The sequence below is a fragment of the Kitasatospora sp. NBC_00039 genome, assembly GCF_045160625.1.
Lineage (GTDB): Bacteria > Actinomycetota > Actinomycetes > Streptomycetales > Streptomycetaceae > Kitasatospora.
In genome coordinates this window covers 231,791-244,282 of the sequence record NZ_CP108290.1, presented here as the reverse complement: position 1 = coordinate 244,282, position 12,492 = coordinate 231,791, and the positions used below count along the sequence as shown (strand labels likewise).

General features: G+C 74.3%; 7 protein-coding genes. 6 read left to right on the top strand and 1 reads right to left on the bottom strand.

What is annotated here, in order from left to right:
- Positions 1 to 19 precede the first annotated feature (19 nt).
- From OG286_RS37310 to OG286_RS37285, 6 genes are read left to right on the top strand one after another with little or no spacing between them, the layout of a single operon-like run.
- The gene (locus tag OG286_RS37310; RefSeq protein ID WP_331741416.1) at positions 20 to 214 is read left to right on the top strand and encodes an MbtH family protein; all 195 of its coding nucleotides are present in this window, start codon (positions 20 to 22) and stop codon (positions 212 to 214) included.
- 36 nt (positions 215 to 250) lie between these two features.
- A complete protein-coding gene (locus tag OG286_RS37305) occupies positions 251 to 7,501 on the top strand; it encodes an amino acid adenylation domain-containing protein (protein WP_331741414.1) in 7,251 nt (2,416 codons plus the stop codon).
- The gene (locus OG286_RS37300) at positions 7,494 to 8,252 is read left to right on the top strand and encodes a CatB-related O-acetyltransferase (RefSeq protein ID WP_331741412.1); all 759 of its coding nucleotides are present in this window, start codon (positions 7,494 to 7,496) and stop codon (positions 8,250 to 8,252) included. The genes OG286_RS37305 and OG286_RS37300 overlap by 8 nt, the downstream gene beginning before the upstream one ends.
- 53 nt (positions 8,253 to 8,305) lie before the next feature.
- Entirely contained in the window at positions 8,306 to 9,526 is a 1,221-nt protein-coding gene (locus tag OG286_RS37295; RefSeq protein ID WP_331741411.1) for a cytochrome P450, read from the top strand.
- The gene (locus OG286_RS37290) at positions 9,523 to 10,827 is read left to right on the top strand and encodes an MFS transporter (protein ID WP_331741410.1); all 1,305 of its coding nucleotides are present in this window, start codon (positions 9,523 to 9,525) and stop codon (positions 10,825 to 10,827) included. The genes OG286_RS37295 and OG286_RS37290 overlap by 4 nt, the downstream gene beginning before the upstream one ends.
- A complete protein-coding gene (locus tag OG286_RS37285) occupies positions 10,803 to 11,168 on the top strand; it encodes a TNT domain-containing protein (protein ID WP_331742621.1) in 366 nt (121 codons plus the stop codon). Before OG286_RS37290 ends, OG286_RS37285 begins: the two co-directional genes overlap by 25 nt.
- Before the next feature lie 235 nt (positions 11,169 to 11,403).
- On the opposite strand, the gene OG286_RS37280 is transcribed toward OG286_RS37285, so the two are convergent.
- Positions 11,404 to 12,363, bottom strand: a complete 960-nt coding sequence (locus OG286_RS37280) for a DUF4232 domain-containing protein (protein WP_331741409.1) — start codon at positions 12,361 to 12,363, stop codon at positions 11,404 to 11,406.
- Positions 12,364 to 12,492: the final 129 nt, after the last annotated feature.

The window sequence follows — 12,492 nt, the reverse complement described above, 5'->3', positions numbered from 1 at the left end:
TTGCGCCGTGGAGGTTGCCATGTCCAACGACGAACTCGACCTGGACTACAAGGTCGTGGTGAACGACGAGGAGCAGTACTCGATCTGGCCCGAGGACCGGGAGAACCCGGCCGGCTGGCAGGACGCCGGTGCCCGGGGCAAGAAGCCGGACTGCCTGGAGTGGATCGAGCGGAACTGGACCGACATGCGGCCCAAGAGCCTGCGCAGCGCCTGATCACGGTCGTTCGGGACGGAGTTGGAGGTACATCTGATGTCACACGGTCTGGACGCCCGGGAAGACGGGTCGGCTCCCGTCCCGGCACCTTTCTCGCCGGACACACCCGCCGCGGCGGGTACCGGCCCGCTGCCGCTGTCCCTGGCGCAGCAACGGCTGTGGTTCCTTTCCAGGCTCGGGGAGTTCCGGGCCGGGTACAACATGCCCAGGGTGGTCCGGATCTCCGGGCCCCTCGACCGGACGGCGCTCACGGAGGCGCTCGGCGATGTCGTACGCCGCCACGCGGCGCTGCGGACGGTGTTCCCGGAGATCGCCGGGGAGCCGTGGCAGCAGGTCGTGGCCCCCACCGAGGTCGCCGGGCGTTTCACGGTGGAGTTCGCCGAGTGCGCCGCCGGGGAGCCGGCGGGCCCGGTCGACCTGGCCTGCCGGCACGAGTTCGACCTGACCTCCGAACTCCCGGTGCGGGCCTCGCTGTTCGCGACCGGCACGGCGGAGCACGTGCTGGTCCTGGTGCTCCACCACATCGCCGCGGACGGCTGGTCGCTCGGGCTCGTGGAGCGTGACCTCGGCACCGCCTACGCCGCCCGCCGGGCCGGCGCCGAGCCGGTCTGGCCCGCCCTGCCCCTGGAGTACCCGGAGCACGCGGTGCGCCAGCGCTCGGCGCTCGGCTCGGAGGACGACCCACAGAGCCTCCTTGCCCGGCAACTCGATTACTGGCGCGAGGAATTGCGTGGCGTCCCGCAGGAGCTTACGCTCCCCCGGGACCGGTCGCGGCTGCCGGCGGCGGGCCCCTCGCCGGCCGGGACGGTGCGCTTCGAGGTCGACGCCGACACCCACCGGGCGCTGGCGCGGCTGGCCCGCGAGTACCGGGTCACCCCGTTCGTGGCACTGCAGGCGGCGTTCGCGGCTCTGCTGAGCCGGCTGGGGGCGGGCACCGACATCCCGATCGGCGCGCCGGTGGACGGCCGGACGGACGAGGACCTCCAGGAACTCGTCGGCTTCTTCGTCAACACCCTGGTGTTCCGGGTCGACTGCTCGGGCGACCCGACCTTCGGCGACCTCCTGAAGCGGGTGCGGCGCACGGCCCTGACGGCCTTCGCCCACCAGGACGTCCCCTTCGACCGGGTGGTCGAGGCCGTCAACCCCGTCCGCACGGCGGCCGGCAACCCCCTCTTCCAGGTGAGCTTCTCCCTGGAGGCCGGCGGGGACGGCGGCCTGGTCCTGCCCGGTCTGACGGTCACCGAGGAGCCGTTCGCGGCCGGGGCCGCCAAGTTCGACCTCAGCCTCGGTCTGACCGAACACCGCGAGGACGGGCAGCCGGCCGGCCTGAGCGGCGTGCTGGAGTACGCCGAGGACCTGTTCGACCGAGCCACGGTCGAGGCCCTGGCCCGCCGCTGGCAGCTACTGCTCGCCGGGGCGCTGGCCGAGCCGGAGCGGCCGGTCGGTGAACTCCCAATAATGGACGGGGCCGAGCGGCAGCGGCTGCTCGGCCTGGGCAACGGGCCCGAGGGCGTGCTGCCCGAGGTGCGGCCGTCGGCCGTCGAGCGGTTCGCGGCGCAGGTCGCGGCGGCCGGCGACCACACCGCCGTCACCGACGGCTCCGGCGCCCGGCTGACCTACCGTCAACTCGACGAGCGCGCCGCCCGGATCGCCGCGCTGCTGGCCGAGGAGGGCATCCGGCGGGGCGACCGCGTCGGGCTCTGCCTCAGCCGCTCCGTCGACATGGTCGCCGCCGTGCTCGCCGTCCTGCGGCTCGGCGCCGCCTACGTCCCCGTCGACCCCGACTACCCACCGTCCCGCCTCGCGTTCATCCTCGACGACGCCCGGGTGCCGATCGTCCTCACCGACCCCGGTACCGGTGCCCGCGTCCCGGACGGGCCGTGGCGCACCCTCGACGCCACCCGGAGGACCGACGCCGCCGGCCCGGCACCCGTACGGCCCGGACCGGCCGAACTCGCCTACGTCATCTACACCTCGGGCTCCACCGGCCGGCCCAAGGGTGTCGAGGTCACCCACGGCAACCTCGCCGTGTTCCTGGCCTCCACCCAGATCCTCTCGGACGTGTCGGACACCGACGTGTGGACGCTGTTCCACTCCCTCGCCTTCGACTTCTCGGTCTGGGAGATCTGGGGCGCGCTGGCCTTCGGCGGCCACCTGGTCGTCGTCCCCCGCGAGGCGGGGATGGACCCGGACGCGCTGCACGGACTGCTGGCCCGCGAAGGGGTCACCGTCCTGAGCCAGACACCGTCCGCCTTCCGGCAGTTCGTGGCCCGGGAGGAGCGGCACCCGCTGGACGCGCTGCGGCTGCGGCTGGTCGTGCTCGGCGGCGAGGCGCTCGACCTCGCGACCGTCGGCAAGTGGCAGCGCCGGCACCCCGCGGACGCCACCCGGCTGGTGAACGCCTACGGCGCCACCGAGAACACGGTGCTCACGACCTGGCGGGTGATGGCCCCCGTCGGGACCGGGCCCGCCGCCGCGGCCGAGGGGAACGTCTCCCCCATCGACGGGACCATCCCGGGCTGGCGGCTGGTCGTCCTGGACGCCCGCGGCGAGCCGGCGCCCACCGGGGTCGTCGGCGAGATCCACGTCGGCGGTCCCGGTGTGGCCCGCGGCTACCTCGGACGCCCGGGCCTGACCGCCGAGCGCTACCTCCCGGACCCCTTCGCCACCGAACCCGGCGGCCGGCTCTACCGGACCGGCGACCTGGGCCGCTGGAACACCGCCGGTGAACTCGAGTACTGCGGCCGCACCGACGACCAGGTCAAGATCCGCGGCTTCCGCATCGAACTCGGCGAGGTCGAGGCCGCGATCGCCCGGCACCCGTCCGTCCAGGGCGTCACCGTGGTCGTCCACGAGTCCACCCCCGGCGACCCCCGACTGGTCGCCTACGCCGCCTGCCCCGACGGGACGGACTCCCGCTCACTGCGCGACTTCGCCGCCGGCCACCTGCCCGCCTACATGGTCCCCTCCGCGATCGTCGTCCTGGGCGTGCTGCCGCTGACCCGGAACGGGAAGATCGACCGCGCCGCCCTGCCCGCACCGGAGCTCTCCGCCCGGTCCACCGGCCGCGAACCCGCGAACGCGACCGAAGAGGCCCTGTGCGGGCTGTTCGCCGAAGTCCTGGAGCTGGAGCGGGTCGGGGTCGAGGACGCCTTCTTCGAGCTCGGCGGACACTCGCTGCTGGTCATCCGGCTGGTGGACCGGATCCGCTCCGCCCTCGGCGTGGAACTGTCCATCCGGGCGGTGTTCGAGGAGCCGACCCCGGCCGGCCTGGCCGCGACCGTCGCCCTCGGGCAGCAGGCCCGCACGGCCGTGCGCCCCGCGGTACGCCCGGAGCGCCTGCCGCTGTCCTTCGCCCAGCGCCGCCTGTGGTTCCTCAACGAGCTCGACGGCGGGGCGGCCTACAACATCCCGTACGCGGCGCGTCTGTCGGGCGCCCTGGACGTCGAGGCGCTGAACGCGGCCCTGGCCGACGTCGTCGACCGGCACGAGTCGCTGCGCACCGTCCTGCCCACCGAGGACGGCCGCCCCTGGCAGCAGGTCCTGACCGGCCGTGAGGCCCGGACGGACCTGACCGTCACCGACACCACGCCGGACGCGTTGGAGGCCGAGCTCGCCGAGGAGAGCAACAGGGTCTTCCGGCTCACCACCGAACCCGCCCTGCGTGCCCGCCTCTTCCGCCTCGCCCCGGACGAGCACGTCCTCCTGCTGGTCGTCCACCACGTGGCCTGCGACGGCTGGTCGCTGGAGCCGCTGCTCGACGACCTCGCCGAGGCGTACGCGGCGCGCCGCACCGGCACGGCACCGGTCCGGCCGCCGCTGCCCGTCCAGTACGCCGACTTCACGCTGTGGCAGCGGGACCTGCTCGGCGCCGAGGACGACCCGGCGAGCCGGCTCTCCCAGCAGACCGAGTACTGGCGCCAGGCCCTGGCCGGCATCCCCGACCAGCTCGCGCTGCCCTTCGACCGGCCGCGGCCGGGCACGGTCAGCCTGCGCGGCGGGGAGGTCGCGATCGAGGTCGGCCCGGCCCTGCACGCCGCCCTGGCCGCCGCCGCGCGGGCCCACGACTGCACCGTGTTCATGGCGCTGCAGGCCGCGGTGGCCGTGGTGCTGTCCCGCTCCGGCGCCGGGCCGGACATCCCGCTGGGCACGGCCACCTCCGGGCGCGCCGACGCCGTGCTGGACGGCCTCGTGGGCTTCTTCGCCAGCACCCTGGTGCTGCGCACCGACGTCTCGGGCGACCCGACCTTCACCGAACTCCTCGGCCGGGTCCGGGAGACGGACCTCGGCGCCTACGCCCACCAGGACGTCCCGTTCGAGACCCTGGTCGAGGCGCTCAACCCGGCCCGGGTGCCCGGCGCCAACCCGCTGTTCCAGGTGAGCGTCTCCATGCTGAACAGCATCAGCGCGGAGCTCGCCCTCCCGGGGCTGGCGGTCGCCTCCCACGACCTGAGCATGGGGATCTCGGCCTTCGACCTGTCCTTCGTGTTCGGCGAGCGCCCGGGTGGCGACGACGCGGCCGGGACGGCCACCGGCCTGGTCGCCGCGATCGGGTACAACGCCGACCTGTTCGACCACGCCACCGTCGAGGGCATCGCCGACCGGCTGGTACTGGTGCTGGAGGCGATGGCCGCCGATCCGGGCCGCCGGGTCGGCGAGGTGGAGCTGCTCTCCGCCCGGGAGCGGCAACTGGTCCTACGGGACTGGAACGACACCGCCACCGAGGTGCCGGCGGGGACGGTGCCCGAGCTCTTCGCCGCCCGGGCCGCGCACACCCCCGCAGCCCCGGCGGTACGGTACCTCGGCACCGAGCTGACCTACGGCGAACTCGACGCCCGCGCCAACCGGCTGGCGCATGAGCTGATCGCCCGCGGCATCGGGCCGGGCCGCCTGGTGGCCCTCGCGCTGCCCCGCTCGGAACAGATCGTGGTGGCCCTGCTCGCGGTCCTGAAGGCCGGGGCGGCCTACCTCCCGGTCGACCCGTCCTACCCCGCCGACCGCGTCGCCTTCATGCTCCAGGACGCGGCCCCGGCCTGCGTGCTCAGCACCGGGGAGGTGGCCGCCGGACTGCCCGGCAGCCCCGGCCTCCCGGTCCTGGCGCTGGACGACGAGCACGTGCGGCACTCGGTCGCCGACCGGCCTGCCACCGCGCCCGGCGACGCGGACCGCACCGCACCGCTGCTCCCCGCCCACCCGGCGTACGTCATCTACACCTCGGGGTCGACGGGCCGCCCGAAGGGCGTGGCCGTCTCCCACCGCGGCATCCCCAGCATGGTGCGCGCCCAGGCGGCGACGCTCGGCGTCGACGGCCACAGCCGGGTGCTGCAGTTCGCCTCGATGAGCTTCGACGCCTCCGTCTGGGACACCTGGATGGCGCTGCTGACCGGCGGGTGCCTGGTCGTCGTTCCCGAGTCCGACCGGATCCCGGGCCCGGCCCTGGCGGACTTCCTGCGCGTCCACGACATCACCCACGCCACCCTGCCGCCCGCCGTGGTCCTCGCCACCGAGTTCGACGAGGACGTCGCCGCGGTCACGCTGATCACCGCCGGCGAGGCCTGCACGCCCGCCGTCCTCGACGCGGCCCGCCACTTCGCGAAGGTGGTCAACGCCTACGGCCCCACCGAGTCCACGGTGTGCGCGACCATGCGCACCGTCGACGGGGTGCCGCAGGCCGTCCCGATCGGCCGGCCGGTGGCGAACACCAGGGTGTTCGTGCTGGACGCGCTGCAGCGCCCCGTCCCGCCCGGCGTGCCCGGGGAGCTGTACCTCGCGGGGGCCGGGCTGGCCACCGGCTACCTGAACCGGCCCGCGCTGACGGCGGAGCGCTTCCTGCCCAACCCCTTCGGCCCGCCCGGCGAGCTGATGTACCGCACCGGCGACCTGGTGCGATGGACCGCGGACGGCGAGCTGGTCTTCCTCGGCCGGACGGACGAGCAGATCAAGATCAGGGGCTTCCGCGTCGAGCCCGGCGAGGTCGAGGCGGTGCTCACCGGCCACCCGGAGGTCGCCCACGCCGCGGTGATCGGCCGCGAGGACCGCCCGGGGGACGTCCGACTGGTGGCCTACGCCGTCCTGGCGGCCGGTCCGGAGCCCCAGGACGACCGCGACCACGCCGCCGCGCTGCGGCGGTACGCAGCCGAGCACCTGCCGGAGTACCTGGTCCCCGGTGATGTGGTGGTCCTCGACCACCTGCCGCTGACGCCGAGCGGGAAGCTGGACCGCAAGGCCCTGCCCGCGCCCTCGGCGAACGGCCCCGCGGCGAACGGCCCCGCAGGGGCCGGCCCGGCCGACGGGGACGCCCCGGACGACCCGCGGGTGGCCGTCCTGGTCCGGCTCTTCGCGCAGGAGCTCGGGCTGGACCGGGTCGGCCCGGACGACTCGTTCTTCGAGCTGGGCGGTCACTCGCTGCTGGCGACCCGGCTGATGGGCCGGATCCGCGCCCTGCTCGGCGCCGAGATCGGCATCGCGACGCTGTTCGAGGCGCCCACCGCCGCGGGTCTCGCGGCGCGGCTGGACGAAGTCCCGGCCGACCCGTACGCCAACGTCATCGAGCTCCGGCGCGGCCGGGCGAGCAGCCGTCCGGTCTTCTGCATCCACCCCATCGGCGGGCTCAGCTGGTGCTACAGCTCCGTCCTGCCCCACCTGGAACGGGACCAGCCGGTCTACGGGATCCAAGTGACGGAGAGCCACGGCCGCTTCAAGCCGGTGGAGTCGCTCGACGCGCTGGCCCGGCGCTACGCGGACCTGATCACCGCGACGCACCCCGACGGCCCGTACGTCCTCATGGGCTGGTCGCTGGGCGGGGTGCTGTCCTACGAGGTCGCCCGCCTGCTGGAGGCCTCCGGGCGGGCGGTCGACCTGGTCGTCCTCTACGACGCCTGGCCGTACGAACGGCCGGTGACGCCCGAGGAGCTGGACGGCGACTTCGCCGCCTGGGTGACCGGCGAGGTGATCGCCGGCCCTACCGCCGACGGCGCCCTCGACGCCCGCCAGAGCCGGGCCCTGGTCCGCGCGGCCAAGGGCGTCGCCGCCCTCCTCGGGCCGCCGCACCGGGACGGCTACCACGGGCGGGTCCTCAGCATCGCCGCCGCCAAGACCGTCGCCGAGCGGGGCTCCGCGGAGGAGGCCTGGCAGCCGTACCTCACCGCGGCCGAGCACCACGTGGTGGACTCCGACCACGACGCGATGATGACGCCCGTCGTCATGGAGCAGTCGGGGCCGCTGGTGACGGCCGCCCTGAAGGCCCCGACCGCCCTGAAGGCCGGAACGGAGGCCGTCCGTGACTGACCACCGCACGCCCGGCCTCGACATCGACCCCGGCCTCGACCCGGACCTCGACCCCGACCTGGACATCCCGGACCCCCGCGATCCGCGTCCGCTCGGCGACGACCGCCTCGTCTTCCTCCGGCCGGTGCTCGAACCGGGCGGGAAGGTCGTCGCCGGGAACTTCTCCTACTACGACGCCTCCGAGGACACCGCCGGATTCGAGGAGGCCCGGGTCCGCTACGCGTTCGGCACCGAGCGGCTGTTCATCGGCCGCTTCTGCTCCATCGCCGCGGGCGTGACCTTCGTGATGGCCGGCGCGAACCACGTCTTCGACGGGCCGACGGGCTACCCGTTCCTCAGCTTCGAGGGCGACTGGCGCGACGGCCTGATCGACGACCTGATCGCCCGGGGGCCGGGCCGCAAGGGTGACACCCGGATCGGCAACGACGTCTGGATCGGCCGCGGCGCCACGATCATGCCCGGGGTGACCATCGGCGACGGCGCCATCATCGGCGCCGGCGCCCTGGTCGCCTCCGACGTGGCGCCCTACCGGATCGTGGGCGGCAACCCGGCCCGGGTGATCCGCGCCCGCTACGGCCCCGAGGACATCGAGCGGCTGCTCACGGCTCGCTGGTGGGACTGGCCGGTGGCGGCCGTCTCCCGGCACCTCCCGGAGCTGGTCCTCGGCCGGCCCGAACAGATCCTGTCCATCGCGAGGGCCGAGCAGCTGCTCGGCCCGGCGCCGGCCACCACCCAGGGGAGCGCATCATGACGAAGACAACCGGAAGCCCTGGGGCCCGTCTTCACACGGCCGCAGGCGGGGGTTTGAAGACGGGCCCCGGGGCCCCGCCGGCGGTCGACCTCGCGGACCCGGCCCTGTACGGAGCCGGCGACCCGGAGGCGGTGTGGGCCGGACTCCGCCGCGACCACCCCGTCCACTGGAACGGCTCCCCGGCCGGCAGCGGCTTCTGGGCCGTCTCCCGGCACGCCGACGTCCAGCGGGTGCTCAAGGACACCGCGACCTTCACCTCCGCCCAGGGCATGCGGATCGGCCACAATCCGACCGCCACCGCCGAGGCCGCCGGGAAGATGCTCATCGTCACGGACGCGCCCCGGCACGGGAAGATCCGGCGGGTCATCAGCTCCGCGTTCACTCCGCGCACGGTCGCCCGCCTGGAGGAGAACATGCGGACGATCGTGCGCGAGGAGCTGGAGCCGGTGCTGGCCGGTGAACCCTGCGAGTTCACCGACTTCGCCGCCGTCCTGCCGGTGGCGGTGATCTGCGACCTGCTGGGCGTGCCGAAGAGCGACTGGGGGTTCATGCTGAAGTCCACCCGGGCCGCCTTCGGTGCCTCCGACGTCGACCCGATCGCCCGGCTCGAAGCACACGCCGCCATGCTCGCCTACTATGCCGACCTCGTCGACTTCCGCCGCGACGAACCGGGCGAGGACGTCATCAGCGCCATGGTGAACGGCCTCGTCGACGGTGTGCCGCTCACCGACGAGGAGATCTTCCTGAACTGCGACGGCCTCATCTCGGGCGGCAACGAGACCACCCGGCACGCCACCGTCGGCGGGCTCCTCGCCTTCGCCGCAAACCCCGACCAGTGGCGGCTGGCCGCCTCCTCCCCCGACCTGATGGACGGCGTCGTCGACGAGATCCTGCGCTTCACCAGCCCGGCGATGCACGTGCTGCGCACGGCCGCCCGGGACACCGAGATCGCCGGCCGGCCGATCAGGGCCGGCGACCCGGTGACGGTCTGGATGCCGTCGGCGAACCGGGACGAGACGGTCTTCGAGGCGCCCGAGCGCTTCGACGTCCGGCGCACGCCCAACCCGCACGTCGCCTTCGGCGTGGGCCCGCACTTCTGCCTGGGCGGGGCCCTCGCCCGCACCGAACTCCGCGTCCTGTTCTCCGAGTTGCTCGCCCAGGCCGGAAGCGCCGAACCGGCCGGCCCAGCCCGCAGACTGCACTCCAACCTCATCTGGGGCTACGAGTCCGCGCCAGTCCTGCTGCACCGCCGTGACGGCCGGGAGAGGCGGTGAAGCCGCTCGCGGACCCCCGGTTCCGCCGCCTGCTCATCGGCCAGGCACTCTCGGGCTTCGGCAGCAGCGCCCTGTACCTGACCCTCGGCATCTGGGCCAAGGACCTCACCGGCAGCAACGCCGCCGCCGGCGGGGTCGAGGCCGCCCTCGGCGCGCCCATGGTGCTGTCGCCGCTCTTCGGCCACCTGGCCGACCGGGTGCGGCGGCGCCCGCTGCTCATGGTCACCAACGCCCTCATGGCGCTGGCCGTGCTGTCCCTGCTCACGGTGCACGGCGGCGAACAGCTGTGGATCATCTACCTGGTGGCGGTCTGCTACGGCGTGGCCTTCGGCGTCCTCGGCGCCGCATCGGCCGGAATCCGCCGGGATCTCCTCCCCGACGACCAGTTGACCGGCGCCAACGCGATCCTCCAGACGACCGGTCAGGGGCTGCGCATCATCGCCCCGCTGGTCGGCGTGGCGGTCTACGCGGCCGCCGGCGGCGGAACGCTCGCCGTGCTCAACTCCCTGACCTTCCTGGCCGCGATCCTGGCGCTCGCCGGCCTGCGGGTCGAGGAGTCGGTCGGACCGGAGCCGGCCCACGAGCCGTTCCTCCGCAGCGCCCTCGCGGGCATCCGGCACATCGGCGCCACACCGGTGCTGGCCCAGATCGGCTACGCCGCGGCCTGCGCGTTCTGCGTCATCGGCCTGAGCCAGACCGTCATGTTCGCGGTCGTGGACGAGGGGCTGGGCCGGCCGCCCTCGGCGCTCGGCGCGCTCAACGCCGTCCAGGGCGTCGGCGCGGTGGTCGGCGGCCTGACGGTCTCCGCACTGATCCGGCGGGTCGGCATGGCGCGCACCGCCGGCCTCGGGATCGGCGCGTTCACGGTGGCGGCACTCGCCTACTGCGTGCCGCACCTGGCGTTCGTCGTCGCGGGCGAGGTCGCGGACGGGATCGCCATCACGTGGATCATGGTGGTGCTGTCGTCCGCGGCGCAGCTCCACACGCCGTCCCGGCTCCAGGGCCGCGTCAACGCCGTGTGCACGATGCTGGTGCTGGTCCCGCAGTCGCTGTCGCTCGCCGCCGGCACGGTCCTCATCGACCGGTTCGACTACCGGACGCTGCTGGTCGTGATGGCGGCGGTCACCGTGGCCTGTGCCGCCGTGCTGGTGCTGAGGCCGGCCGTCGCACTCACCGAGCGGACGTTCGTGACCCCGGCACCGGCCGAAACTGGTACCGCGACGGCCTCGACTGGAAGTATCCGGCCGAGGACGGCTTCCGCGACGTCAACGGCACCATCGACCGGACGCCCGTCGAGCTGACGGCAGGCACCAAGCTCGACCGCTTCGGGCTCTACTACGGCCGCTACCTCTCCAAGCCCGGTACCTCCTTCCCCGAGCGCGCCCTCCCGCCGGACAGCCTCAACCCCGTCGTCGAGGACGGCAAGGAGGTCGAGAGCTACCACTGCTACACCGTGAAGATGCCGTTCAAGGTCGAACAGGGCAGCATCGCCTCCGGGTTCGCCCAGCCGGGCAAGGGCGTCCAGCAGTTCCTGAACGAGACGCTGAAGCCGTCCGGCTTCGGCACCGACGCCTACACCGTCAAGACCCTGCTGGACAGGAAGTACCTGGAGCCCCTGCCCGCCGCCGACTGCCTCGCCTGACGCCTCCCGCCCGACCCCGCCCGGCCTCCGCCCCGCCGTCGTCGGCGGGGCGGAGGCCGGGCCTCGGCGTGCGGATCCGCCCCGGTTCAGCGGTGGGTCGGCAATTCCGGGCTCGTGACCGGATCTCGGTGAGATGTGCTCTCCAGCGACAGTCCCGCGGTACCCGGGCGCCCCACCGCCGACGTGGATCCGGGGGTGGGGCCGGTTCGGGACACATCCGCGCTCGGTGTCGCCCTCACCCCGCCGGCGGCCTGGGCGCGGGCGGCTGCTGGTCGTCCGTCGTCCAGGCGCCGACGCCGAGGCGTCCGGTGGTGCCCAGGTCGAGTTCCGGGGTGACCATCACGGGAGCCGCGCCCGGGGTGGCGCGGACCCGCACGTAGGGGGCGCTGACCGGGCCGCCGGCCTCGGTGGTGTTGCGCCAGACCAGGGTGGCCCGGGCGCCCTCCCCCGGCCGCAGCGCGATCTTCCGCGGCGGGTCGTCCGCGCCGGTGCCCGTGGCGATCCGAGCGCCGCCCCGCAGGACGCTCACCCCGTCGATCAGCTGGTGTTCCAGGTCGAGCAGTTGCAGCTCCGGGTATCCGTTGACGGTCACCGTGGACGTCCCGCAGTTGCGCAGGTGCAGGCCGACCACGCGCAGGCCCATCGCGGCGTCGCCGTCGTCCGCGTACAGCCGCAGCCCGGACGCCGGACACGGGCCGCCGGGGTGCGGGGCCTCGGCGCCGGGCACGCTGCGGACCTTGAGGATCTTCACCTGCCGGCCCGCCCCCGGCCGCGCCGACCCGGGCCCGTCCAGGTCGACCCGCCCCTTCTCGGTGGCCCCCGGGGCGAGCGCGGCCACGGTGCGCGTCACGTTGTCCAGCACGCCCCCGGACGCGTCGAGCCGACTGAACGTCACGGTGACGTCGGACGGTTCGCTGCCGAGGTTGGTCACCTCGTACTCCGCGCAGACCGCATTGGCGGCGGTGATCCGCACGCCGCCCCGGGCGGGCCCGGACGGCGCCTGCGCCCCTGCGGACGGCGACGCCTGTGGCATCCCGCACGGCCCGGCGGTGCCGGACGCCGACGGAGTACCGTCCGTACCGGCCGTGCGGGAGCCACAGCCCGCGAGCAGGGCGGTGGCGACCGCCACGGCGACCGCGGCGGCGGCCGGCCGCCGGGCCGTCAGCAGCGGGCCGGTCTTCTCGAATTGATGCATCGGACGATGCGATCACGCACCACCCGGGACGGCTGTGAGCCGCGCCACTTCCCGTGCAACAGCCCTGCAACGCTGCGGGGCCCGAGGCGCAAGGCGTAGGGGCCCTGGACGACCTCGACCGCTCCGGGA